The 23,048-nt window shown below is 65.5% G+C and carries 23 protein-coding genes; 16 read left to right on the forward strand and 7 right to left on the reverse strand.

All coding sequences use genetic code 11. From position 1 onward, the window contains the following. Nucleotide 1: 1 nt before the first annotated feature. On the reverse strand, nucleotides 2-997 hold the full coding sequence (locus JQC81_RS08885; protein WP_203271449.1) for an efflux RND transporter periplasmic adaptor subunit: 996 nt from the start codon (nucleotides 995-997) through the stop codon (nucleotides 2-4). Between the two features lie 254 nt (nucleotides 998-1,251). Between JQC81_RS08885 and rimP the strand changes: the two genes are divergently transcribed. The 7 genes from rimP (at nucleotide 1,252) to truB (ending at nucleotide 9,240) form a co-directional block, all read left to right on the forward strand. Further along, on the forward strand, nucleotides 1,252-1,872 hold the full coding sequence (gene rimP / locus JQC81_RS08890; RefSeq protein WP_203271450.1) for a ribosome maturation factor RimP: 621 nt from the start codon (nucleotides 1,252-1,254) through the stop codon (nucleotides 1,870-1,872). A 117-nt stretch (nucleotides 1,873-1,989) separates the two neighbouring features. Next, nucleotides 1,990-3,609, forward strand: coding sequence for a transcription termination factor NusA (nusA, locus tag JQC81_RS08895; RefSeq protein WP_203271451.1), 1,620 nt, complete (start codon nucleotides 1,990-1,992; stop codon nucleotides 3,607-3,609). 30 nt (nucleotides 3,610-3,639) lie between these two features. After that, nucleotides 3,640-4,311: an RNA-binding protein gene (locus JQC81_RS08900; protein WP_203271452.1), complete on the forward strand. Its 672-nt coding sequence runs from the start codon at nucleotides 3,640-3,642 to the stop codon at nucleotides 4,309-4,311. Then, nucleotides 4,308-7,217, forward strand: coding sequence for a translation initiation factor IF-2 (gene infB / locus JQC81_RS08905; RefSeq protein WP_203271453.1), 2,910 nt, complete (start codon nucleotides 4,308-4,310; stop codon nucleotides 7,215-7,217). The genes JQC81_RS08900 and infB overlap by 4 nt, the downstream gene beginning before the upstream one ends. A gap of 109 nt (nucleotides 7,218-7,326) precedes the next feature. Continuing rightward, on the forward strand, nucleotides 7,327-7,896 hold the full coding sequence (locus JQC81_RS08910; RefSeq protein ID WP_203271454.1) for a YcxB family protein: 570 nt from the start codon (nucleotides 7,327-7,329) through the stop codon (nucleotides 7,894-7,896). Next, nucleotides 7,889-8,323, forward strand: coding sequence for a 30S ribosome-binding factor RbfA (gene rbfA, locus JQC81_RS08915; protein ID WP_203271455.1), 435 nt, complete (start codon nucleotides 7,889-7,891; stop codon nucleotides 8,321-8,323). The genes JQC81_RS08910 and rbfA overlap by 8 nt, the downstream gene beginning before the upstream one ends. After that, entirely contained in the window at nucleotides 8,320-9,240 is a 921-nt protein-coding gene (truB, locus tag JQC81_RS08920) for a tRNA pseudouridine(55) synthase TruB (protein ID WP_203271456.1), read from the forward strand. Before rbfA ends, truB begins: the two co-directional genes overlap by 4 nt. A 221-nt stretch (nucleotides 9,241-9,461) precedes the next feature. Here truB and JQC81_RS08925 read toward each other — a convergent pair whose 3' ends face one another. After that, complete coding sequence (locus JQC81_RS08925) at nucleotides 9,462-10,004, reverse strand: ferritin-like domain-containing protein (protein WP_203271457.1); 543 nt, start codon at nucleotides 10,002-10,004, stop codon at nucleotides 9,462-9,464. Nucleotides 10,005-10,304: 300 nt separating this feature from the next. Between JQC81_RS08925 and rpsO the strand changes: the two genes are divergently transcribed. Further along, nucleotides 10,305-10,574, forward strand: coding sequence for a 30S ribosomal protein S15 (gene rpsO / locus JQC81_RS08930; RefSeq protein ID WP_203271458.1), 270 nt, complete (start codon nucleotides 10,305-10,307; stop codon nucleotides 10,572-10,574). A 217-nt stretch (nucleotides 10,575-10,791) separates the two neighbouring features. After that, nucleotides 10,792-12,966, forward strand: coding sequence for a polyribonucleotide nucleotidyltransferase (gene pnp / locus JQC81_RS08935; RefSeq protein WP_203271459.1), 2,175 nt, complete (start codon nucleotides 10,792-10,794; stop codon nucleotides 12,964-12,966). Between the two features lie 77 nt (nucleotides 12,967-13,043). On the opposite strand, the gene JQC81_RS08940 is transcribed toward pnp, so the two are convergent. Beyond that, a complete protein-coding gene (locus JQC81_RS08940; RefSeq protein ID WP_203271460.1) occupies nucleotides 13,044-14,729 on the reverse strand; it encodes an adenylate/guanylate cyclase domain-containing protein in 1,686 nt (561 codons plus the stop codon). Between the two features lie 145 nt (nucleotides 14,730-14,874). Between JQC81_RS08940 and JQC81_RS08945 the strand changes: the two genes are divergently transcribed. Both JQC81_RS08945 and JQC81_RS08950 read left to right on the forward strand, forming a co-directional pair. Continuing rightward, entirely contained in the window at nucleotides 14,875-15,489 is a 615-nt protein-coding gene (locus tag JQC81_RS08945) for a pyridoxamine 5'-phosphate oxidase family protein (RefSeq protein WP_203271461.1), read from the forward strand. A gap of 132 nt (nucleotides 15,490-15,621) precedes the next feature. Next, nucleotides 15,622-15,972: a RidA family protein gene (locus JQC81_RS08950; protein ID WP_190845354.1), complete on the forward strand. Its 351-nt coding sequence runs from the start codon at nucleotides 15,622-15,624 to the stop codon at nucleotides 15,970-15,972. A gap of 63 nt (nucleotides 15,973-16,035) precedes the next feature. Here JQC81_RS08950 and JQC81_RS08955 read toward each other — a convergent pair whose 3' ends face one another. From JQC81_RS08955 to hslV, 4 genes are all read right to left on the reverse strand, one after another. Next, nucleotides 16,036-16,503, reverse strand: a complete 468-nt coding sequence (locus JQC81_RS08955; RefSeq protein WP_246520317.1) for a BA14K family protein — start codon at nucleotides 16,501-16,503, stop codon at nucleotides 16,036-16,038. A 73-nt stretch (nucleotides 16,504-16,576) separates the two neighbouring features. Next, the gene (locus tag JQC81_RS08960; protein WP_203271462.1) at nucleotides 16,577-17,347 is read right to left on the reverse strand and encodes an endonuclease III domain-containing protein; all 771 of its coding nucleotides are present in this window, start codon (nucleotides 17,345-17,347) and stop codon (nucleotides 16,577-16,579) included. Between the two features lie 87 nt (nucleotides 17,348-17,434). Beyond that, a complete protein-coding gene (gene hslU / locus JQC81_RS08965) occupies nucleotides 17,435-18,745 on the reverse strand; it encodes an ATP-dependent protease ATPase subunit HslU (RefSeq protein WP_203271463.1) in 1,311 nt (436 codons plus the stop codon). Nucleotides 18,746-18,859: 114 nt separating this feature from the next. Next, the gene (hslV, locus tag JQC81_RS08970) at nucleotides 18,860-19,387 is read right to left on the reverse strand and encodes an ATP-dependent protease subunit HslV (protein ID WP_203271513.1); all 528 of its coding nucleotides are present in this window, start codon (nucleotides 19,385-19,387) and stop codon (nucleotides 18,860-18,862) included. Nucleotides 19,388-19,559: 172 nt separating this feature from the next. Between hslV and hisB the strand changes: the two genes are divergently transcribed. The 5 genes from hisB (at nucleotide 19,560) to hisF (ending at nucleotide 23,043) form a co-directional block, all read left to right on the forward strand. Next, complete coding sequence (hisB, locus tag JQC81_RS08975; RefSeq protein ID WP_203271464.1) at nucleotides 19,560-20,147, forward strand: imidazoleglycerol-phosphate dehydratase HisB; 588 nt, start codon at nucleotides 19,560-19,562, stop codon at nucleotides 20,145-20,147. A gap of 70 nt (nucleotides 20,148-20,217) precedes the next feature. Next, nucleotides 20,218-20,709: a DUF2628 domain-containing protein gene (locus JQC81_RS08980; protein WP_203271465.1), complete on the forward strand. Its 492-nt coding sequence runs from the start codon at nucleotides 20,218-20,220 to the stop codon at nucleotides 20,707-20,709. Continuing rightward, complete coding sequence (gene hisH / locus JQC81_RS08985; RefSeq protein ID WP_203271466.1) at nucleotides 20,706-21,356, forward strand: imidazole glycerol phosphate synthase subunit HisH; 651 nt, start codon at nucleotides 20,706-20,708, stop codon at nucleotides 21,354-21,356. The genes JQC81_RS08980 and hisH overlap by 4 nt, the downstream gene beginning before the upstream one ends. Beyond that, complete coding sequence (gene hisA, locus JQC81_RS08990; protein WP_203271467.1) at nucleotides 21,344-22,099, forward strand: 1-(5-phosphoribosyl)-5-[(5-phosphoribosylamino)methylideneamino]imidazole-4-carboxamide isomerase; 756 nt, start codon at nucleotides 21,344-21,346, stop codon at nucleotides 22,097-22,099. Before hisH ends, hisA begins: the two co-directional genes overlap by 13 nt. A gap of 137 nt (nucleotides 22,100-22,236) precedes the next feature. Next, nucleotides 22,237-23,043 carry an imidazole glycerol phosphate synthase subunit HisF gene (gene hisF / locus JQC81_RS08995; protein ID WP_203271468.1) on the forward strand — a complete coding sequence of 269 codons (807 nt, stop codon included), beginning with the start codon at nucleotides 22,237-22,239 and terminating at the stop codon, nucleotides 23,041-23,043. Nucleotides 23,044-23,048 lie beyond the last annotated feature (5 nt).

Genomic DNA, 23,048 nt, shown 5'->3' on the forward strand with positions numbered 1-23,048 from the left:
CTCACCTCTTCTCCGAAACCTTCGTTCCGTCGGCGAGGTCGTCCGGGAAAGGAGCAATGATACGGTCGGTCTCGCTCAACCCCTCCAGAACCTGCGTATGTCCAGCCCCGCGGATGCCCACCTTCACGTCACGGCGGCGGGCCACGCCGTCCTCCACGGTGAAAAGGCTGCCTCCACGAAGGGCATTGCTGGGAACGAGGAGAGCCTCGGAGGCGACCCGCACGATCACGTTCACCTCGACCGTCATGCCGATGCGCAGCGGCGTGTCCTCCGGCAGGGACAGGTGGATCCGGTAGGTCTTGGCCACCGGATCGCCCTTCGGGGTGATCGAATCGACCTTCGCCTCCAGCACCTGGTCCGGAAAGGCATCGGCCTTGAGGACGGCCCGCTGCCCCACAGCGACGCGCGGGATGTCCTCCTCGTTCACGTCGGCCTCCACCTGCAAGGGCTTGGGCTCGCCCACCCAGAACAGGACCGTCCCGGGCTCGGCCACCTCCCCGACCTCCCCATCCTGGCGCAGGACGACACCGCTCACCGGCGCCCGCAGGACATAGGACTCGAGCCGGGTCTCCTGTCCGGCGAGGAGGGCCTCGATCTGCCCGAGTTCGCTGCGCGCCCGGTCGAGGGCCTGCTCGCTCGCTACCCGTCGCTCCATAAGGGCGGTGATCCGCTCGTATTCCGTCTGGGTGAATTTCTGCCGCGCCCGCAATTCGGCGAGCGCCGCCTCCGGCTGACGGCTGTCGAGGCGGGCCAGAACGGCCCCGCGCTCCACCGCTTCGCCCTCGCAATTGCACAATTCGACGATCCGCTCCCGCAGCAGCGGCGTCACCTTGGCCCAGGTACGCGGCTCGACGATGCCCGTGGCATAGACGATCTCGGCAGCATCCCCGCGCTTCGGCGGCACGACGGCGACCTCCTGCGGCTGGCTGGAATGCCAGAACGTGGCAGCGGCGGCCAGAATGACGGCGAGCAGGATGAGGAGGCGAGACAGTTTCACGGCACGGCTCTCGAAACGCCGGACTCCTCTATCATAACTGAAGCGTGGCGGCGATTGAGGACCTTTCCAGAGAGGTCTGGTCCCCTTCACATGGTTCGCCCCGACAGGTCTTCCGGAGGACCCTTGCTTTTTTGGGCTTGAATCGCTATAAGTTCGATGTCAGCTCTGGTTGCAGCGTCAAGCTGCTGGTCAAGAGTGGGCCCCGCCGGGTCCGCTCTTTTTTATTGCCTGAATGCCGGAGCGTGCGGAGAACCATGACCAACGAACGCGACAAGCGGCTGATTACCGAGAACGGCGTGGCCGCCCGAGTGGCGGCGATCGTCGAGCCCGTGATCGAGGATCTGGGCTTCAATCTGGTGCGGGTGCGGGTCACCGGCCAGAACGGATGCACCGTGCAGATCATGGCCGAGAGGCCGGACGGCACCATGTCGGTGAGCGATTGCGAGACCGTGAGCCGGGCGATTTCACCGGTGCTCGACCTCGAGGACCCGATCGATACGGCCTATTACCTCGAGATATCCTCGCCCGGGATCGACAGACCGCTCGTGCGGATCAGCGATTTCGAACGCTGGACCGGTTACGACGCCAAGATCGAAATGGCCGTGCCGCTTGAGGGCCGCAAGCGTTTCCGCGGTTTCCTCCGGGGCGTCGAGAACGGGAAGCTCGTTGTCGAGTTGCCGGACGTGAAGGAAGGCCTCGATCCCATCGCGCGCCTGCCTCTGACGGATCTGGGCGAGGCGCACCTCGTTCTGACCGACGACCTCATCCGTGAATCGCTGCGCCGGGGAACGGCGCCGACCACGGACGACCTTGATGAAGACACGGATGTGGTGGATGCGCCCGATGAGCCGCAGAACCCGTCCAACGACGCATGATCCGGTGAAGTGGATGCCGGTTCACCGGTAAGATCATGCGGCCAAGCAACGAAAAGGAATGGGATGCGGTTATTGCAGCCCGTTCTTGAGACGAAACCGAACTAAGGAGCGACCTCGATGGCTATCAGTGCCAACAGGCTTGAACTCTTGCAGATCGCCGATGCGGTCGCCCGCGAGAAGGTGATCGACAAGCAGATCGTCCTCGATGCCATGGCGGATGCCATCGCAAAAGCGGCCCGGTCCCGCTACGGCGCCGAGACCGACATTCATGCCGAGATCAACGGGAAGACCGGCGAGCTGCGCCTGGCCCGGCACCTGCTGGTGGTCGAGGACGGCGCGGTGGAGAACGATTCCCGCGAGATCACGCTGGCCGAGGCCCGCACCCGCCACAACCCGGCGGCGCAAGTTGGCGACGTGATCGCCGACACCCTGCCGCCCTTCGATTTCGGCCGCATCGCGGCACAATCGGCCAAGCAGGTGATCGTCCAGAAGGTGCGCGACGCCGAGCGCGACCGCCAGTACCAGGAATACAAGGACCGGATCGGCGAGATCGTGAACGGCGCCGTCAAGCGCGTCGAGTACGGCAACGTGATCGTCGATCTCGGCCGCGGCGAGGCCATTATCCGCCGCGACGAGCTCATTCCCCGCGAGACCTTCCGTCCCGGCGACCGCATCCGCGCCTATCTCTTCGATGTGCGCCGCGAAGCGCGCGGGCCGCAGATCTTCCTGTCGCGCACGCATCCGCAGTTCATGGCGAAGCTCTTCGCCTCCGAGGTGCCGGAGATCTATGACGGCATCGTCACGGTCCAGGCCGTGGCCCGCGATCCGGGCTCGCGCGCCAAGATCGCCGTGATCTCGCGCGACTCCTCCATCGATCCGGTCGGCGCCTGCGTCGGCATGCGCGGGTCCCGCGTCCAGGCGGTGGTGGGCGAGCTCCAGGGCGAGAAGATCGACATCATCCCGTGGTCGCCCGACCAGGCGACCTTCATCGTCAACGCGCTCCAGCCGGCCGAAGTGGTCAAGGTGGTGCTCGATGAGGAGGCCGACCGCATCGAGGTGGTGGTACCCGACGACCAGCTCTCGCTGGCCATCGGCCGCCGCGGCCAGAACGTGCGTCTGGCCTCGCAGCTCACCGGCTGGGACATCGACATCCTCACCGAGGCCGAGGAATCCGAGCGCCGTCAGAAGGAATTCGCCGAGCGCACCGAGCTGTTCATGAACGCCCTCGACGTGGACGAGGTCGTGGGCCAGCTGCTCGCCTCGGAAGGCTTCCGCTCCGTCGAGGAAATCGCCTATGTGGATGCCGGCGAAGTGGCGGCCATCGAGGGCTTCGACGAGGACACGGCCGCCGAGATCCAGAGCCGCGCCCAGGAATACCTCGCCCGCATCGAGGCCGAGAACGACGCCCGCCGCCAGGAACTGGGCGTCTCCGACGACCTGAAGGAGATCGACGGCGTCACGACCGCCATGATGGTGGCTCTCGGCGAGAACGACATCAAGAATGTCGAGGATCTGGCCGGCTGCGCCACCGACGATCTCGTCGGCTGGACGGAAGGCCGCGGCCCCGAGGCCACCCGCTACAAGGGGGCGCTCGACGGCTTCGACGTGTCCCGTGCGGATGCCGAGAACATGATCATGGCCGCCCGCGTGAAGGCGGGCTGGATCGAGCAGCCGGAAGAGACAGTGGAGACCGAGGGATCGGCCGAAGAGGCCGAGACCGAGGCTCAGCCGTCTTAAACCGGTTATGGCAAAGCGAGGTCAGCATTCGTGCCGCGGCATGAACCGGAGCGCACCTGCATCGTCACCCGCGAGGCGAAAGCGCCCGCGGGACTGATCCGCTTTGTCCTCGGGCCCGACCACCAGGTCGTGCCCGATCTCAGGCACAAGCTGCCGGGCCGCGGCGTCTGGGTGACGGCCCGTGCCGACATGGTGGAAGAGGCGGCCAAACGTCGCCTCTTCGCCCGCGCCTTCAAGGCCGAGGCCAAGGTTCCGGAGACCCTGGCCCAGGACATCGAGCGTCTTCTCCGGGACGATCTCCGGCAGGGTCTGGCGCTCGCCAACAAGGCCGGATCGGTGATCACCGGCTTCAACAAGGTCGAGTCGACCATCACGGATAAGCCCATCGTTGCCCTTATTCATGCCGCAGAAGCGGCCGAAGATGGGCGAAGAAAATTAGCGAACCAGTTGCGAAAACGCTTCGGCGAGGCGATATCTAGCTTTCCGGTCATCCAAGAATTGTCGAATGACGAATTGGATTTGGCATTAGGCCGGTCAAATGTGATACATGCTGCCCTCGTCGCGGGCGCTGGGAGCGACGGCTTTCTGAACCGCTGGCATCGTTACCGCGTCTTTCGCGGCCTCGACGCCGATCAAACTGGCCTCGGAAACGAGACCGGCGAACCCAAGACTATGAAACCCGCAGGAACTGAGGCGGAATGACCGATACGAAAAACCAGGGCGACAAGACTCTTCATGTGTCGTCCAAGACGCTTTCTCTGAAGCGCCCCGTCGAACAGGGCGTGGTGCGCCAAAGCTTCTCCCATGGCCGATCCAAGTCGGTTGTGGTCGAGACGGTCAAGCGTCGCCCTGCCGTTGGCCCCACCGGGGGCAAGGAAGACAGGCCCGCGCCGCAACAGGCCGCGGCCCCTGCGGCTGCGCCCAAGCCTGCCGCACCGGCGGCTCCGGCCCCGAAGCCGGCGGCGCCCGCCCAGGGTGGCCGCCCGCAGCGGTCCGCTCCGAATACGCCCCGTTCAGGCGGCATGGTGCTGCAGACCCTGTCCGAGCAGGAGCGTGATGCGCGCATGAACGCGCTCGTCGATGCGCGCCGCCGCGACGAGGAAGACCGCCGCCGCCAGGCTGAAGAGGCTGCCCGCCGCGCCGAGCGCGAGGCTGAAGAGGCTAAGGACCGCGAAGCTGCCGAAGCCCGCAAGCGCGAGGAAGAGGACCGCCGCCGTCAGGACGAGGAGCGCAAGCGCCGCGCCGAGGACGAAGCCCGCCGCCGTCTCGGCGAGGAGGCTCCCCGCCAGGCCGCAGGCGCCGCTCCGGCAGCCCGCACCGGCGCCCCGCGCCCGGACGGCGGCCGTTTTGAAGGCCCTCGCCCGGATCGTCCCCGCTCCGATGGGCCGCGTCCCGCCGGCGCCCGTTCGGACGGCCCGCGCCCCGGCGGCCCGCGCCAGGATGGTCCCCGTCCGGGCGGCTATGGTGGTCCCCGCAGCGGCGGTGGCACCATGGGAGGCCGTCCGCCGAGCCTGAACCACATGGCGCGTCCTGCCGCTCCGGTCGCCCCCGATCCGGAAACGGCAAAGCCCCACGCCCGCACGGCTCCTCCCGTGGCGGCCCGCGCTGCCCTGGTGGATGACGAGGAGGGTGCACGCACCATCCGCCGTCCCGGCGTCGCGGCCAAGCCCGCCGCCCTGCCGAAGACCCCCAAGGCCGCTCCCGGCGAGGAGAAGCGCCGTGGCCGCCTGACCCTGGCCAACGCGACCTCGGGCGAAGAGGAGCGCACCCGCTCGCTCGCCGCCTTCCGTCGCCGCAACCAGCGTCTGATGGGCCACCGCCAGGTGGAGCAGAAGGAAAAGATCGCCCGTGAGGTGACGATTCCGGAGACGATCACCATCCAGGAGCTCGCCAACCGCATGTCGGAGCGTGCCGTGGACGTGATCAAGTTCCTGATGAAGCAGGGACAGATGCACAAGATCACCGACGTGATCGATGCCGATACCGCGCAGATCGTTGCGGAAGAGCTCGGCCACACGGTAAAGCGCGTAGCGGAATCGGACGTCGAGGAAGGCCTGTTCGACACCCCGGACGTGGACGAGAACCTCGTCACCCGTCCGCCGGTCGTGACCATCATGGGCCACGTCGACCACGGCAAGACCTCGCTGCTCGACGCGATCCGCAAGACCAACGTGGTGTCCGGCGAAGCCGGCGGCATCACCCAGCATATCGGCGCCTATCAGGTGACCTCGCCGCTCGGCGGCAAGATCACCTTCATCGACACGCCCGGCCACGCGGCCTTCACGGCCATGCGTGCCCGCGGCGCCAAGGTGACGGATATCGTCGTGCTGGTGGTGGCGGCCGATGACGGCGTCATGCCGCAGACCGTCGAGGCGATCAACCACGCGCAGGCGGCCGGCGTGCCCCTGATCGTGGCGATCAACAAGGTGGACAAGCCCGACGCGAACCCGCAGCGGGTGCGCACCGAGCTGCTGCAGCACTCCATCGTGGTCGAGTCCATGGGCGGCGAGACCCTCGAGTTCGAGGTTTCCGCCAAGACGGGCGACGGTCTCGAGACCCTTCTCGAAGGTCTCCAGCTGCAGGCCGAAATCCTCGAGCTCAAGGCCAATGCCGAGCGCTCGGCGGAAGGCACCGTCATCGAGGCAAAGCTCGATCGCGGCCGCGGTCCTGTGGCCACCGTGCTCGTGCAGCGCGGAACCCTGCGCACCGGCGACATCGTGGTGGCCGGCGCCGAATGGGGCCGCGTGCGTGCCCTGATCAACGATCTCGGCGCCAACGTGAAGGAGGCTGGTCCCTCGGTTCCGGTCGAGGTTCTGGGCTTCAACGGCACACCTGAGGCCGGCGACCGCGTTGCGGTGGTCGAGTCCGAGGCCCGTGCCCGTGAGGTCACCGAGTACCGCACCCGCCAGAAGCGCGAACGTCAGGCGGCCCGCATGGGTTCGGCCGGGCGCACGCTCGCCGACATGATGCACGACCTCAAGGCCGGAGCGGGCCGTAAGGAATTCCCGCTCGTGGTCCGGGCCGACGTGCAGGGCTCGGCGGAAGCCATCGTGGGCGCTCTCGAGAAGGTCGGCAACGAGGAAGTGGCCGCCCGCATCGTCCAGGCTGGCGTCGGCGGCATCTCGGAATCGGACGTCACCCTGGCGGAAGCCTCGAACGCCATCATCCTGGCCTTCAACGTGCGTGCCCACAAGGAAGCCCGTGAGGCGGCCGAGCGTGCCGGCATCGAGATCCGCTACTACAACATCATCTACGATCTCGTGGATGACGTGAAGGCGGCCATGTCCGGTCTGCTGGCTCCGACGCTCCGCGAGGAGCGGCTCGGCGAGGCGCAGATCCTCGAGGTGTTCAACGTGTCGAAGGTCGGCAAGATCGCCGGCTGCCGCGTCCTCGACGGCGTGGTCCAGCGCGGCGCCCATGTCCGCCTGATCCGCGACAACGTGGTGATCCACGAAGGCCGCTTGAGCCAGCTCAAGCGCTTCAAGGACGATGCCCGCGAGGTCACCTCGGGTCAGGAATGCGGTATGTCCTTCGAGAACTACCAGGACATGCGCGTCGGCGACCTCATCGAGTGCTACCGCGTAGAAGAGGTGAAGCGCAGCCTTTAAGGCTTCGCTTTGCGCTTCATGGCGTGATCCTGAAATAGAGACCAACATGGCCGGGTTGTCTCCCGGCCATGTTTTTTGAACCATCCGGTCCGATCCCGGTGAGATGACAATGCAAGAACAAGCAGCTGAAGGCCGCCCGGAGGTGGTACATAGCGCAAGCTACACCTATAGCTTTGCCGATTACCAAGCCTCCCGAGAAGCTCGGCGTAAGCTCAACCCTGTCCAATATGCTCTCTGGCCTTGGCGATATGCTTTGCTTGTTGGCGTTAACCTTGCCATCTTGCTGTTCTTGACCTGGGACGCCGACCTCACCGCAGAGGAGGTTTTGTCCTGGACGTACCTTTCTAAAATTTTGCCGCTTTATGCAGGTCTCCTTGTTTGCGTCGCACTTATCGATGTTCTCTTCGACCGGATTCTTCCCGCATGGGTCTTCAAGCGTTACAGCATGGCCAACAAACCTCTGGCTTTCGCGTTTCATGACGATGGGATCAGCTGGTCGAGCGAAGGCTTCAGAGGCGAGTTCGTCTGGAGCAAGGTGACGAAAATCGTCACCCTGAAAGGCAATCTGTTTCTTTTCATCAGCAAATTGGAGGCGCTTTGCATCCCGCAACGCGCTTTTCCGTCGAAGGATGCCTTCGACCGTTTCGTCTCTTATGCAAAGGAGCGCGTGAATGGCTAAGCGCTTTGAACAAACCACTGGACCCTCCCAGCGCCAGCAGCGCGTGGCCGAGCTTGTGCGTCACGCGCTTGCCGAGGTCCTCTCCCGCGGCGATGTGCAGGACGACGTGCTGACAAGAAACGTCATCACGATTCCGGAAGTGCGCATGTCGCCGGACCTTAAGCTCGCTACGGCTTACGTCATGCCGCTCGGCGGCCGTGACGAGGAAGCGGTGCTGAAAGCGCTCGACAAGCACAAGAAGGTGCTGCGCCAGGAGGTGGCCCGCCGGGTCAACCTGAAATTCGCCCCCGACCTGCGCTTCCGCCGCGACGAGAGCTTCGACGAGGCTGCCCGGATCGATGCGCTGCTGCGCACCGAGCGTGTGGCCCGCGATACGGGCAGATCCGATATCGACCTCTCCGACGACAGCGACGAGCAGGATCAATGAGCGAGGAACGCCCGCAGCGGAGGCCCCACGGGGACCGACCGAAGAAGCGCGACGTCAACGGATGGATCATCCTCGACAAGGGCGTGGGCATGACCTCGACCCATGCGGTGGCAGTAGTCAAGCGGGGCCTCTCGGCCAAGAAGGCGGGTCACGCCGGCACCCTGGATCCGCTCGCCTCCGGCATCCTGCCGATCGCTCTCGGCGAGGCGACCAAGACCGTGCCCTTCGTCATGGACGGGCGCAAATCCTACGTGTTCACCGTGGCCTGGGGGGCGGAGACCACCACGGACGATACCGAGGGCGAGGTTGTCGAGCGCACCGACAGGCTGCCCGATCCGTCTGAGATCGAGTCGTTCCTGCCCCGGTTCACAGGTCAGGTGCAGCAGGTGCCGCCGCGCTTTTCCGCCATCAAGATTGCCGGCGAGCGCGCCTATGATCTTGCCCGTGACGGCGAGGTGGTGGAACTGCAGCCGCGCACGGTGGAGATCGACCGGCTTGCCCTCGTGCACCACGACGGCAACCGCTCGGTGATCGAGGCCGATTGCGGCAAGGGCACCTATGTGCGGGCCATCGCGCGCGACCTCGGCCGGGCGCTCGGCTGCCTCGGCCATATCGCGGCGCTCCGGCGGACCCGCGTCGGTCCTTTCACGGAGCACGATGCGGTCACCGTGGACGATGTCGCCACCGATCCGGCGGCCCTGCGCCCGGTGGAGACGGCGCTGAGCGAAATCCCGTCGATTGCGGTGAGCCGCGACATGGCCGGCCGTCTCATGCGCGGCCAGTCGATTATCCTGCGCGGGCGCGAGGCGCCCCTGTCGGGGAAGGTCTATGCCACCTGCAACGGCGTGCTCATCGCGGTCGGCGACGTCGAGCGCGGCGAACTCGTGCCCCACCGGGTGTTCAATTTGGGGGCCTAAAATCCCACCCGCTGTCATTCCGGGGCCGCGCAGCGGAACCCGGAATCCATAACCGCTAACGATCCAGAAAGAGACGCGACGCTGAGCGCCCTCTCCGGCGCAGTCGAGTTTATGGATTCCGGGCTCTCGCTCCGCTCGCCCCGGAATGACGGTGAGGAGCCTTTCAGACATGGAAATGGCCGGGACAAGCCCGGCCATTTCGTTAGAAGCGTTCAGCAAGTTTACCGGTCAGCCTTCAGGCCCTGCGCCGAGCGCGTCAGGAACTTCTGGGTGATCGGCACGATCATGTCGTACACCGCCTGAGCGGTCTTTTCCTCTTCGCGCAGGCTCTCCTGGAGCGCCGGGATGAACTTCTGGTTCCCGGAGGCCTCGGCCATGGCGATGAGGGATTTGTAGGACGCGATCTCGAAATTCTCGAAGGCGTGGTTGGCGAAGGTGTTCTTCAGAACCTCGTCGGCCATCGGCATGTGGCCGGCTGCGGCCAGGTTGGCCATGAACTGCGTGGCCATGTCCTTCAGGATCGAGCGATCGGCCCCGAAGCTGTGCAGGGCCTCGTCGAGGCGGCGGATCTGGCCTTCCGTCTCGACGATGTGCCGGCGCAGAAGATCGGACATTTCGGGATAGTTCTCGAACCGCTCGACCTGCCGCTCCATGAGCTGGATGGCTTGCTTCTCAAGGGCGTGGGCGTTTTCCAGGCCGGTAATGAAGATGTTGCGGATGTCTTCCGAGGACGTGAGGTCGGCCATGCCTGTGGTGGCAGTCATGATGCTGGTTTCCTATCTTGGGGGTCTCTGGTTCACCAACCGTGACCTGGAAAACTTGTTCCGCCAGGGTTTGCCTCAAAACGGCGCATCTTATTGCTCCGCTTGAGAAAAACGATTTCTCTGGCACTCCGGCGCATTTCGTGTATGGTGCGCCATCTTTTCTGAGGCTTTAAGCCCCGAAAGACGCGTCCGGATCCGGACCGCGCTGGACGACATCCCGGCCCGGCCCTTCCGGACGAACCGGACCTGAAGCCTGAGGGCTCAAGGTCTCCTGACAAAACCAACCTGAAAGGACTGACGATGTCGATTACGGCTGAGCGCAAGAACGCGCTTGTGAAGGAATTCGCCCAGAAGGCTGGCGACACCGGCTCCCCCGAGGTGCAGGTCGCTATTCTCACCGAGCGGATCAACAACCTGACCGGTCACTTCAAGACCCACAACAAGGACAACCATTCCCGTCGTGGCCTCCTGAAGCTCGTGTCGTCGCGCCGTTCGCTTCTCGACTACCTGAAGAAGAAGGACGAGAGCCGCTACCGCACGCTGATCGAGAAGCTCGGCATCCGCCGCTAAGCTTCTTCAAAAGACTTCCGTCCGGAGCCCGGCTCCGGACGGCTTCTACACCGGTCGACGATCAAGTCCCGGTGTCCTCCGAGGAGGCGGTTGACGCGATGACCATGGCAGGATCGCAAGGGGCTTATAAGGTGGGCATGCCCACCGGCGTGAGTCTCTTGCCGTCTTGCTCATGGCATCGAGCCCCCGCTCCTGCTGTCATGAAAGACGAAAAAGCATGTTCGATATTCAACGCGAAGAACTGATCTGGGCCGGCCGCAAGCTCGTGCTCGAGACGGGCAAGATGGCCCGCCAGGCCGACGGCGCCGTCGTCGCCACCTACGGTGAGACCACCGTTCTCGCCACCGTCGTGTCGGCCAAGGAGCCGAAGCCCGGTTTCGACTTCTTCCCGCTCACGGTGAACTACCAGGAGCGCACCTACGCCGCCGGCCGCATCCCGGGCGGCTATTTCAAGCGCGAAGGCCGTCCGACCGAGAAGGAGACCCTGGTCTCCCGCCTCATCGACCGCCCGATCCGCCCCCTCTTCGTCGAAGGCTACAAGAACGACACGCAGGTTGTCGTGACCGTGCTCTCGCACGACCTTGAGAACGATCCCGACATCGTCGGCCTCGTTGCCGCCTCCGCGGCCCTGACCCTCTCCGGCGTGCCCTTCATGGGTCCCGTGGGCGCCGCCCGCGTCGGCTATATCGGCGGCCAGTACCGGCTGAACCCGCCGCTGCAGGAGATGGACCAGACCTCGCTCGACCTCGTGGTCGCCGGCACCGCCGACGCCGTGCTCATGGTCGAGTCCGAGGCCAAGGAACTGCCCGAGGATGTGATGCTCGGCGCCGTGATGTTCGGCCACAAGCACTTCCAGCCGGTGATCGAGGCCATCATCCGCCTCGCCGAGAAGGCCGCCAAGGAGCCGCGCGACTACCAGCCTGCGGATTCGTCCGAGGTTGAGCAGGCCGTTCTCGCCATCGCCGAGACCGATCTGCGCGAAGCCTACAAGATCACCAAGAAGCAGGACCGCTACGCCGCCGTCGACGCCGTGAAGGCGAAGGTGATGACCGAGCTGCTCCCGGCCGACGGCGAGCCGAAGTTCGAGCCCGAGAAGGTCAAGGCTGCCTTCAAGGAAATCCAGGCCAAGGTCGTGCGCTGGAACATCCTCGACACCGGATCCCGCATCGATGGCCGCGATCTCAAGACGGTCCGTCCGATCCAGTCGGAAGTGGGCGTTCTGCCCCGCACCCACGGTTCGGCCGTGTTCACCCGCGGCGAGACCCAGGCGTTGGTCGTGACCACGCTCGGCACCGGCGAGGACGAGCAGTTCATCGACGAGCTGGAAGGCACCCGCAAGGAAACCTTCCTGCTGCACTACAACTTCCCGCCCTACTCCGTCGGTGAGACGGGCCGCATGGGCTCGCCCGGCCGCCGCGAAATCGGCCACGGCAAGCTCGCCTGGCGCGCCATCCACCCGATGCTGCCGGCCTCTCACGAGTTCCCCTACACGATCCGCGTCGTGTCGGAGATCACGGAGTCCAACGGCTCCTCGTCCATGGCCTCCGTCTGCGGCGCTTCGCTCGCCCTGATGGATGCGGGCGTGCCGCTGCGCCGTCCGGTGGCGGGCATCGCCATGGGCCTCATCCTCGAGGGTGAGCGCTTCGCGGTCCTGTCCGACATTCTCGGCGACGAGGATCACCTCGGCGACATGGACTTCAAGGTGGCCGGAACCGAGCAGGGCATCACCTCGCTCCAGATGGACATCAAGATCGCCGGCATTACGGAAGAGATCATGCGCGTGGCGCTCGACCAGGCTCAGGCCGGCCGCACGCACATCCTCGCCGAGATGAACAAGGCGCTCACCGCACCGCGCGCCGAGCTCGGCGAGCATGCTCCGCGCATCGAGACCATGCAGATCCCGGTCGACAAGATCCGCGAAGTCATCGGTTCGGGCGGCAAGGTCATCCGCGAGATCGTGGAGAAGACCGGCGCGAAGATCGACATCAACGACGACGGCCTGATCAAGATCGCGTCGGCCGACGGCAAGTCGATCAAGGCGGCCTACAACTGGATCCGCTCCATCGTGGCCGAGCCCGAGATCAACACGATCTACGAGGGCACGGTCGTGAAGGTGATGGAATTCGGCGCCTTCGTGAACTTCTTCGGTTCCCGCGACGGCCTCGTGCACATCTCGGAGCTCGCCAAGAACCGCGTCGGCAAGGTCACCGATGTGGTCAAGGAAGGCGACAAGGTGAAGGTGAAGTTCCTCGGCATGGACGAGCGCGGCAAGGTCCGTCTCTCCATGAAGGTGGTCAACCAGGAGACTGGCGAAGACATCACCGAGCAGCTCAAGGCCGAACGCGACGCCGAGCGCGCCCAGCGCGACCAGCAGAAGGCTGCCGGCGAGTAAGATCGCTTCACTTCAGACGAAAAGAAAGCGCGGTGAAAACCGCGCTTTTTTGTTGTTTCAGCCGGGACTCGACGAACTCATGATGACCGCGCCAAACTCCCCACCTCCGGAATGATCCAACTCCCCAACGGCGCGGCCCGTCCCCGGATGGAGACGATCTGGCGGTTGCGGCTGGAGAGGTCGAGGCCGGCGCGGGTGGCGAGGTCTTCGGAGATCACCAGCTCCACGTCGAGCTCCTTGGCGAGCCCCTCCAGGCGGCTTGCTGCATTGATGGTGTCGCCCACGGCCGTGAGACTGGTCGCCTGGCCGTAGCCCATTTGGCCGACGATGGCCGGGCCCGCATGGAGGCTCATGGCGATGCGCAGGGGATGCTCGAACTCGCTGGCGTAATCCTCGTTGAGGCGGGCGAGCGCCGCCTTGATCCGGAGCGCGGCGTCGAGGGCTTGGCGTGCGGCCTCCTGCGGGGTCGTGTTGAGGCCGAACAGGGCCAGAACCCCGTCGCCGATGAACTTGTCGATATAGCCGCCCGCATCCTCCACCGCCTCGCCCACCGCCTCGAAGTAGCGGTTGAGAATGAACACCGTGTCGAAGGGCAGGCGCTTTTCGGTGAGGCTCGTGAAGCCGCGCAGGTCGCAGAACAGCACCGCCACCTCCCGCTCCTGCCCCTGGGCGCGGCCTCCGCGCACCAGCGCCGTTACGCCGTTGCGGCCCGTGGACAGGATCGGCACGACGGCGATCTCGCCGACAGGCCTGAACTGGCAGGCGAGCCTCACATTGGAGCCGGCCTTGATGCGCGCGAGCGTGCCCCGCTCCTGGGCGGTGGGCGGCGGCTGGTGCTCCAGGCCGTCGAGCACCCTCACCCGGCAGGTGGAGCAGCGGCCCCGCCCGCCGCAGACCGAGATGTGCGGGATCCCGGCCGTGCGGCTTGCTTCCAGCACGCTGAAGCCCGACGGCACGGTGACGACCTGATCGTTGGGATAGCGGATGCGGACCCGCCGCGACCACAGATTGGCGCTGCGCACGATGCGCCCGGCAATCGTCAGGGCCAGGAGACCGCCGAAGAAGGCATAGAGGCCAGGGCCAACCAGGGGCAGGAGATCGGATCCGGGAGGCGTGCGCACGGCAAACCGCTCCGGCGCCTCGGCGATCTCCCGGCCCGCTTCCGCAAAGCCGAGCAGCGCCAGAATGGGAACAAGGATGGCCTCCGTGTAGAGGAGCAGCGCCCACCTTGGAAACCAGGGTTTCGGGCGCAGCCAAAAATAGACCCCGAGGCACCCGTGCAGCCACGCGATGATGAGCGCAACCGCTTGGCGTGCGCCGATCTCGGGACTCAGCAGCCAGAGGCTCCTGACCACCTCGGGATAGCCGGAATCATGGCCGGTCAGCGCCCACTCGATCCGGGTTCCCGTCACATGCCCAATCAGGAGGAAGGGCAGGCTCAAGCCCAAAGTCAGCTGCGCCGCCTCGCGGACGGGCATGCGCAGGGTGCGGCGGCGGTAGAGGGCCTGCAGCGCCAGAAGGAAGTGGAGGAGAAGAGAGCCGTAGAGGAGGACCGTACCGACCGGGTTGCGCCATAGGCGGTTGAACCAGGCGCGCCCGGCTTCCATCGCCTCGATGGAGACGAGCCCCAGGGCATGATTGCTGAAATGGGTGAGGAGAAAGGCCGCGAGCACGAGGCCCGAGACGAGGCGGATCTCCCGCCAGGGGATGCGACCCTTAAGCAAAGCCGCCTCGGCTGCAGGTCCTGTCTCGGTTTGCTTCATGGGCGAATGACCGGTCTCGATCCTGCATCAATGGCTTGGCTCAAGCAATGGAGGTGCAGGCGCACGCGCCAATGTCAAATCACAGTCGCTGGACCGTGGCGGCGAACCGTATATTCCTAGGCACCGCACAGGCAGAACCCGAATCATGCCCCACACCATCACCAGCCTCTCCGAGCTCGAAGCCCTCTATGGGGAGGTCAACAAGGCCTCGCTCCTGAAGGAGGCGGACCGGCTCGTGCCGGAATACCGCGCCCTGATCGAGGCTTCGCCCTTCGCGGCGCTGGCCACGCGCGGTCCGGAGGGGCTCGACTGCTCGCCCCGCGGCGACGGGCCTGGATTCGTGCGCATCCGGGACGACAGGACCCTGCTCCTGCCGGACCGGCGCGGCAACAACCGGATCGATTCGCTGCGCAACATCGTGCAGGACCCGAGCGTCGCCCTGCTCTTCCTGATCCCCGGCATCGGCGAGACTTTAAGGGTGAACGGGCGTGCGGTGATTTCGGTCGAGCCAGGCCTGCTGGAGAGTTTTGCCGTCGACGGCAAGCCGCCGAAATCCGTCGTCGTGATTACCGTCGAGACGGTGTTCTTCCAATGCGCCCGCGCGATCCTGCGCTCGGAGCTGTGGAACCCGGCCCGTCATGTGCCGCGCGAGAGCCTGCCGAGCGCCGGGCAGATCCTGGCGGCGCTCACGAACAACGAGGCGGGCGGCGAGGCCTACGACAAGGCGCTGCCCGAGCGGCAGCGCACCACGCTCTATTGACGGTCTCTTGATCGAGCGCATCGCCGGGGCGGAAAACCGGACCCACTTTTACGCACGATGCGCTTGACCTCACGCCCCCTGCCCCCGAAAAGGCAGGTCCCGTTTTCGTAAAGTGAGGCTCAAGGACAATCCATGACGATCCAGCGCATCAAGCCCGGCCCGCGCATGAGCGGCGCCGTCGTTCACGGCAACACCGTCTATCTCGCAGGCCAAGTCGCTCAGGAGAGCGCAGGCAAGAGCGTCACCGAGCAGACGAAGGAAATCCTGTCCATCATCGACAGCCTGCTGGCCGAGGCCGGCACCGACAAGTCGAAGATCCTGATGGCCAATATCTGGATCACCGATATGGGCACGTTCCAGGAGATGAACGCCGTATGGGATGCCTGGGTGTCCCCCGGCAACACGCCGGCCCGCGCCACCGTCGAGGCGAAGCTCGCGACGCCCGCCTTCAAGGTCGAGATCGCCGTCATTGCGGCGAAGTAAGGCTTCCGGGCAAAAAAGAAGCGGGCCTTTCGGCCCGCTTCGTTCATGTAGACTTGCTCAATGTTACGGGCAGGGATGGCGCAGGCCATCATAGCCGAGATAAGTGCCCGAGGCCGGGTCGTAGGACTTGAAGCGCTGCGAGCAATAGGCATGGTTGCTGCCATAGACCGGAGCGGCCTGGGCCTGCGACTGAGCGAGCGCGCCGCCGATGATGGCACCGGTAGCGAGACCCAGGGCGCCGGCCGCCAGGGCGTTGCCGCGGTCGCGGCGGTAGTAGCGGCGGTCACCGTAGTAGCGACGATCCCCATAGCGCGGGCCGCCACGATAGACGCGGCGCTCCACCACGCGGGGGCTGCGGTAAACGCGGCGCTCAATATACTGCGAGTAATCGGTGTTGACGGTGCCGTTCTGAATGGCCGCGACAAGCTCATTCACGGGCGCGGTCTGCGCTTCGCCGGCGGAAGCCGGAGCCGCGAGGCCAAAGGTGCCGAGGGCGGCCGTGGCAGCCACGGCCATGAAGAATTTACGCATGGATTCACTCCTCCAAGGGTTGGGAGGCGAACGCAGAAATACGGATGTCGTTCCGTTCTCGGGGAATTTGGGACTAGCTCTCGCGGGAACGTGAGGAATGAAGATCGTCGGAAACCGCCTCGGATCTGACCGGTGAAACCCGCCTTCCCTCCACCCTGCCCTGCCCGGTCGGACACAGATCCAAGATTGCGCAGCGGTGGCAGGCCGGGTTCTTGAAGAAGCAGCAGCGCTGGCCATGCAGCATCATGACTTCGTGGTTGTCGTAAACCTGTTGCGCATCCCAATCCTCCGGCAGAAGGGCGGCGAGCACCGCATGGGACGGTCCGACAGCCGTCGATTGCGGAATGAGGGCCGTGCGCTGGGCAACGCGATGGTGGTGGCTGTCCACCGGTAGCGCCGCCTTGCGCAGCACGGAGAAGGAGAGCACCGCCGCACTCGTTTTCGGGCCGATGCCCGGAATGCTCTCGAGCCAGGCCCGCGCCTCCTCGACCGGCATATCCTTCAAGAAGTCAAGCGACAGGCTGCCATGGCGCTCTTGAATAGCGTGCAGCACCGCCTGCAGGCGCGGCGCCTTCTGCTCCGGCCAAGTCACGCCCTGGATCGTCGCCTCCACCTCTTCGGTCGGCGCGTTCATCATCGCGCGCCAGTCGCTAAAGCGTGCCCGCAGCGCCTTGAAGGCGCGGCCGGAATCCGCATTGCGGGTGCGGTGGGACAGAAGCGAGGAGATCAGCTCGCTCACCGGATCAAGAGTGTGGAAATACGGAATCGGGCAGCCATAGAGCTCACAGAGACGCTCATGGATGACGAGCGCCTTGGCTTTGAGATCCTGCAGGTCCGGATTCATCCCGGGGCAAGTCGCGAATCGGCGGGGTGGTTCCACACCTTTTCGTCATGGCCGGGACGAGCCCGGCCATGACGGGAGTGTTTCGGCTTACAAAATAAACCGGCTCAAATCCGTGTTCTTCGCCAGCTCTTCCACCTCGCCGCGCACGTAAGCGGAGTCGATCTTCACCGTTTCGCCGGAACGGTCGGGCGCCGTGTAGGACACATCGTCGAGCACGCGCTCCAGCACGGTCTGCAGGCGGCGTGCGCCGATGTTCTCGACCGTGTTGTTCACCTCCACGGCCACTTCAGCCAGCGCGTCGATGGCATCGTCGGTGAAGACGAGGTCGACGCCTTCCGTCTTCATCAGCGCAACGGATTGCTTGATGAGGCTCGCCTCCGTCTCCGTGAGGATGCGGCGGAAATCCTCGACGGTGAGCGGCGAGAGCTCCACACGGATCGGCAGGCGGCCCTGCAGCTCGGGCAAGAGATCCGACGGCTTCGACACGTGGAAGGCGCCGGACGCGATGAACAGGATGTGGTCCGTCTTCACCGGCCCGTATTTTGTCGACACTGTCGTGCCCTCGATCAGCGGCAGGAGATCGCGCTGCACGCCTTCACGTGACACATCCGCACCGGTGCGGCCCTCGCGGCCTGCGATCTTGTCGATCTCGTCGAGGAACACGATGCCGTTGTTCTCCACCTGGCGCAGGGCCTCCTGCACGATGGCGTCCTGATCGAGCATCTTGTCGGCCTCTTCCGTGACCAGCGGCTCATAGGCCTCACGCACAGTGGTGCGGCGCGTCTTGCGCTGTCCGCCGAACGCCTTGCCGAACATGTCGGAGAGATTGATCGCACCAACGGACGCGCCCGGCATGCCGGGGATCTCGAACATGGGCATCCCCTGCCCTCCGCCCGATTGCAGCTCGATCTCGATCTCCTTGTCGTCGAGCTCGTTGGCGCGCAGCTTGCGGCGGAAGGAATCGCGCGTGACGGCGCTCGCAGTGGTGCCGACCAGCGCGTCGAGCACGCGCTCTTCGGCGGCGATATGGGCCTTCGCCTGCACCTGCCGGCGGCGCTCCTCCTTCACGAGGCCGATACCGATCTCCACGAGATCGCGCACGATCTGCTCCACGTCGCGGCCCACATAGCCCACCTCCGTGAATTTGGTCGCTTCGACCTTGAGGAACGGCGCGCCCGCGAGCTTGGCGAGACGGCGGGAAATTTCGGTCTTGCCGCAGCCCGTGGGGCCGATCATCAGGATGTTCTTCGGCGCCACCTCCTCACGCAACGAGCCTTCGAGCTGCTGCCGGCGCCAGCGGTTGCGCAACGCAATGGCGACCGCGCGCTTGGCGTCGTTCTGGCCGACGATGTAGCGGTCGAGTTCGGAAACGATTTCGCGGGGAGAAAAGGTGGTCATGGGATCTCTTGGCTCTTTGTCGTCATCCCCGGACTTGTTCCGGGGATCCACGTCTTACGACGTGGCGGTTCTCAAGACGTGGATGGCCGGAACGAGCCCGGCCATGACGGGCAATCAGGTTTCCAACGTTTCGATGACGATATTCGCGTTCGTGTAGACGCAGATCTCGGCCGCTATGCCGAGCGACCGGCGGACGATTGTCTCCGGGTCCGTCTCGTATTCGGCGAGCGCTCTTGCTGCCGCGAGCGCGTAGTTGCCGCCGGACCCGATGGCCATGATGCCGTTTTCCGGCTCCAGCACGTCGCCGGCGCCGGAGAGCAGCAGGCCGACATCCTTGTCGGCCACCAGCATCATCGCCTCCAGGCGGCGAAGATAGCGGTCGGTGCGCCAGTCCTTGGTGAGCTCCACGCAGGCACGGGTGAGCTGGCCCGGATATTGCTCAAGCTTGGCCTCGAGGCGCTCGAACAGGGTGAAGGCATCCGCCGTCGAACCGGCAAAGCCGCCGATCACCCCACCCTTGGCAAGGCGCCGGACCTTCTTCGCATTGCCCTTCACCACGGTCTGGCCGAGGCTCACCTGCCCGTCGCCGCCGATGACGGTGCGGCCGCCTCTGCGGACCATGAGGATCGTGGTGGCATGCATGCGAGGGGTGGCGTCTTCGGACAAGGCAGGGCTCCGGCGGGGAAGAACTGGGCGGCCATGGGCCGTTATCCCGCTGACTTAATCATTGATCGGCCAAAAGCAACGCGGGTGGCAATTCTCCGCGCGGCTTGCTAGAAGGCGCGGGTCTCTTGTTCCGCAAAGGATTTTGATGATGCGCTCCGCGAGCGTCAGCCGTCGCACCGCCGAGACCGATGTCGCCCTGTCGATTGCCCTCGATGGCACCGGCAAGGCCGAGATCTCCACGGGGGTCGGCTTCCTCGACCATATGCTCGAACTGTTCGCCCGACACGGTCACTTCGACCTCTCCGTGAAGGTGACCGGCGACCTGCATGTGGACCAGCATCATACCACCGAGGATACCGGGATCGCGCTGGGTCAGGCCATCCTGAAGGCGCTTGGTGATAAAAAGGGCATCACGCGCTATGCCGACATCCATCTGCCGATGGACGAGACCCTGACGCGCATCGCCCTCGACATCTCGGGCCGCCCCTTCCTGGTGTTCCGCACCACCTTCCCGACGGAGAAGATCGGCGCCTTCGACACCGAGCTGGTGCGCGAGTTCTTCCAGGCGTTTGCCATCCAGTCAGGTCTGACCCTGCACGTGGAGACGCTCTACGGCGAGAACAGCCACCATATCGCCGAGAGCTGCTTCAAGGGCCTGGCACGGGCCTTGCGTCAGGCCGTGGCACTGGACCCAAGGGAAGAGGGCCGCGTTCCCTCCACCAAGGGTACGCTCTAGATCCATCAAGAGACCCCTGTCCGGTAATCCGAGGTTCACCTCACCGGGCATGGCCTGAGGAAACGTCGCCATGACCACCTATACCCTGCACCTCCCGCGCGATGCGAGGCCGGGTGATCCAAGCGCTTTGGACGAATCCGAGCTCGTGAAGGATGCCTTCTCGTGGGGCGCCTTCCTCTTCACCTTCCTGTGGTTCTTCGTCCATCGCCTGTGGCTCGCCGGCCTTGCCGTGCTGATCCTCGTCTTCGCCTTCGGTGGCCTGCTGGCCCTCTTAGACGTGCATCCGCTCGCCGGCTCCGTCGCCCAGCTCCTGCTGCAGAGCCTGATCGGCCTGGAGGCCAACAGCCTGCGGCGCTGGACCCTCGCCCGCCGCGGCCGCCCGGCGGTCGATGCGGTGACGGCCGCCGACCAGGACGAGGCGGAGGCCAAGGCCTTCGCCCGCTGGCTCGACGCCAAGCCGGCCCCCCTGCCCCGCAGCCCGGCGCCCTCGCCGATCCTGTCCACCCCGAGGCGGTCCGAGCCGGTGATCGGCCTCTTCCCCGATGCGGAGCGTCCCCGGTGAGCGTCGTCATCATCGATTACGGGTCCGGCAACCTGCACTCCGCCGCCAAGGCCTTCGAGCGGGCGGCCAGGGAGGCGGAGCTTGATCTCTCCATCACGGTCTCGTCCGACCCGAATGCTGTCGCCAAAGCCGACCAGATTGTGCTGCCGGGCGTCGGCGCCTTCGCCGATTGCCGCCGCGGCCTCGATTCCGTGCCCGGCATGGTGGAGGTGCTGCAGCGGCGCGTCCACGAGGACAAGCGTCCCTTCTTCGGCATCTGCGTGGGCATGCAGCTCATGGCCACGCGGGGCCTCGAGCATACGACCAGCTATGGTCTCGACTGGATCAAGGGCGACGTGAAGGCGATCGTGCCGAAGGATCCTGCCTTGAAGATCCCGCATATGGGCTGGAACACGCTTGAGCTGGCAAAGCCGCATCCGGTTCTCGACGGCATTCCCACCGGACCGGACGGGCTGCACGCCTATTTCGTGCATTCCTATGCGCTTAGCGCCGCCGACCCGGCCGATGTGGTCGCCACCACCGATTACGGCGGTCCAGTCACGGCCATCGTGGGGCGCGACAACCTCGTGGGCGCCCAGTTCCATCCCGAAAAGAGCCAGGCGCTCGGCCTCAGGCTCATCGCCAATTTCCTGAGGTGGCGCCCGTGATCCTCTATCCTGCCATCGACCTCAAAGAGGGACTCTGCGTCCGCCTGATCCAGGGCGACATGGACCAGGCGACCGTGTTCAACGACGATCCCGCCGACCAGGCCGCCACCTTCGAGGCTCAGGGCTTCGAATGGCTGCACGTGGTGGATCTCGACGGGGCGTTTGCTGGCAAGCCGATGAATGCCGCGGCCGTGGAAAACATCCTCAAGCGCGTGCGCATCCCGGTGCAGCTCGGCGGCGGCATCCGCGACATGAAGACCGTCGAGGGCTGGCTGTCGAAGGGCGTGTCCCGCGTGATCATCGGCACGGCCGCCGTGCGCGACCCGGACTTCGTGCGCGAGGCCGCGCGGCTCCATCCGGGCAAGATCGCGGTCGGCATCGACGCCAAGGATGGGTTGGTGGCCGTGGAGGGTTGGGCCCAGACCTCGACCCTCTCGGCCGAAGAGCTCGGCCGCCGCTTCGAGGATGCGGGCGTTGCCGCCATCATCTACACGGACATCGCTCGCGACGGCATTCTCAAAGGTCTCAACTTCCCGATGACCTTGGGATTGGCACGCGCCGTCTCGATCCCGGTGATCGCCTCCGGCGGCCTCGCCTCCATGGCCGATATCGAGCGCCTGACCCAACCCGACTGCGCCGTGCTCAACGGCGCCATCTCCGGCCGCGCCCTCTATGACGGGCGCATCGATCCGGTCGAGGCGCTGGCGCTGCTGAAAAAAGTGCCCGTTCCATCCTCCCCTTGAGGGGGAGGGTCGACGCTGCGCGAGCAGCAGCGGGGTAGGGTGGAAACACCTCGTTCTGCAAGCCTCGCGCATCCACCCCATCCCGGACCTTGCGGTCCGACCTTCCCCCTCAAGGGGAAGGTGATTAAGAGTGAACCATGCTGAAAGTGCGTCTCATTCCCTGCCTCGACGTGAAGGACGGGCGCGTCGTGAAAGGCGTGCAGTTCGTCGACCTCGTCGATGCGGGCGATCCGGTGGAAGCCGCGAAGGCCTATGATGCGGCCGGCGCCGACGAGCTGTGCTTCCTCGACATCACGGCGAGCCACGAGGCGAGGGGGATCCTGCTCGACGTGGTGCGGCGCACGGCCGAGGCGTGCTTCATGCCGCTCACCGTGGGCGGGGGCGTGCGAACCGTCGAGGACATCCGCAACCTGCTGCTCGCCGGTGCCGACAAGGTGTCGATCAACACCGCCGCGGTGAAGAACCCGGATTTCGTGCGCGAGGCGTCGGAAAAATTCGGCAACCAGTGCATTGTCGTCGCCATCGACGCGAAGAAGGTCTCAGGGGAGGGTGAGCCCGCGGCTTGGGAGATCTTCACCCATGGCGGCCGCACCGCCACCGGCATCGACGCCATCGCGTTCGCCAAGCAGGCCGCCGCGCTTGGGGCAGGGGAGCTGCTCGTCACCTCCATGGACCGGGACGGCACCAAGGGCGGCTACGATCTTCCTCTGGTGCGTGCCATCGCGGATGCGGTCTCGGTGCCGGTGATCGCCTCGGGCGGCGTCGGCAATCTCGACCATCTGGTCGACGGCGTCGAGAAGGGCCATGCCAGCGCGGTGCTCGCCGCCTCGATCTTCCACTTCGGCACGCACACGATCTCGGAAGCCAAGGGCTATATGGCGAAGGCAGGACTGAAGATGCGGCTGGATGAGCCGGCACACAGCGCTTCAATCCGGACAGCATGAAAGAA

Origin of the sequence: Microvirga arabica (assembly GCF_016811235.1) — a bacterium.
GTDB classification, from domain to species: domain Bacteria; phylum Pseudomonadota; class Alphaproteobacteria; order Rhizobiales; family Beijerinckiaceae; genus Microvirga; species Microvirga arabica.

What these genes read in the sequence shown, in the direction of transcription:
- rimP (WP_203271450.1), top strand. Translation starts at nt 1,252, where the DNA reads ATGACCAACGAACGCGACAAGCGGCTGATTACCGAGAACGGCGTGGCC.
- nusA (WP_203271451.1), top strand. Translation starts at nt 1,990, where the DNA reads ATGGCTATCAGTGCCAACAGGCTTGAACTCTTGCAGATCGCCGATGCG.
- infB (WP_203271453.1), top strand. Translation starts at nt 4,308, where the DNA reads ATGACCGATACGAAAAACCAGGGCGACAAGACTCTTCATGTGTCGTCC.
- JQC81_RS08910 (WP_203271454.1), top strand. Translation starts at nt 7,327, where the DNA reads ATGCAAGAACAAGCAGCTGAAGGCCGCCCGGAGGTGGTACATAGCGCA.
- rbfA (WP_203271455.1), top strand. Translation starts at nt 7,889, where the DNA reads ATGGCTAAGCGCTTTGAACAAACCACTGGACCCTCCCAGCGCCAGCAG.
- truB (WP_203271456.1), top strand. Translation starts at nt 8,320, where the DNA reads ATGAGCGAGGAACGCCCGCAGCGGAGGCCCCACGGGGACCGACCGAAG.
- JQC81_RS08925 (WP_203271457.1), bottom strand. Translation starts at nt 10,004, where the DNA reads ATGACTGCCACCACAGGCATGGCCGACCTCACGTCCTCGGAAGACATC.
- rpsO (WP_203271458.1), top strand. Translation starts at nt 10,305, where the DNA reads ATGTCGATTACGGCTGAGCGCAAGAACGCGCTTGTGAAGGAATTCGCC.
- pnp (WP_203271459.1), top strand. Translation starts at nt 10,792, where the DNA reads ATGTTCGATATTCAACGCGAAGAACTGATCTGGGCCGGCCGCAAGCTC.
- JQC81_RS08940 (WP_203271460.1), bottom strand. Translation starts at nt 14,729, where the DNA reads ATGAAGCAAACCGAGACAGGACCTGCAGCCGAGGCGGCTTTGCTTAAG.
- JQC81_RS08945 (WP_203271461.1), top strand. Translation starts at nt 14,875, where the DNA reads ATGCCCCACACCATCACCAGCCTCTCCGAGCTCGAAGCCCTCTATGGG.
- JQC81_RS08950 (WP_190845354.1), top strand. Translation starts at nt 15,622, where the DNA reads ATGACGATCCAGCGCATCAAGCCCGGCCCGCGCATGAGCGGCGCCGTC.
- JQC81_RS08955 (WP_246520317.1), bottom strand. Translation starts at nt 16,503, where the DNA reads ATGCGTAAATTCTTCATGGCCGTGGCTGCCACGGCCGCCCTCGGCACC.
- JQC81_RS08960 (WP_203271462.1), bottom strand. Translation starts at nt 17,347, where the DNA reads ATGAATCCGGACCTGCAGGATCTCAAAGCCAAGGCGCTCGTCATCCAT.
- hslU (WP_203271463.1), bottom strand. Translation starts at nt 18,745, where the DNA reads ATGACCACCTTTTCTCCCCGCGAAATCGTTTCCGAACTCGACCGCTAC.
- hslV (WP_203271513.1), bottom strand. Translation starts at nt 19,387, where the DNA reads ATGCATGCCACCACGATCCTCATGGTCCGCAGAGGCGGCCGCACCGTC.
- hisB (WP_203271464.1), top strand. Translation starts at nt 19,560, where the DNA reads ATGCGCTCCGCGAGCGTCAGCCGTCGCACCGCCGAGACCGATGTCGCC.
- JQC81_RS08980 (WP_203271465.1), top strand. Translation starts at nt 20,218, where the DNA reads ATGACCACCTATACCCTGCACCTCCCGCGCGATGCGAGGCCGGGTGAT.
- hisF (WP_203271468.1), top strand. Translation starts at nt 22,237, where the DNA reads ATGCTGAAAGTGCGTCTCATTCCCTGCCTCGACGTGAAGGACGGGCGC.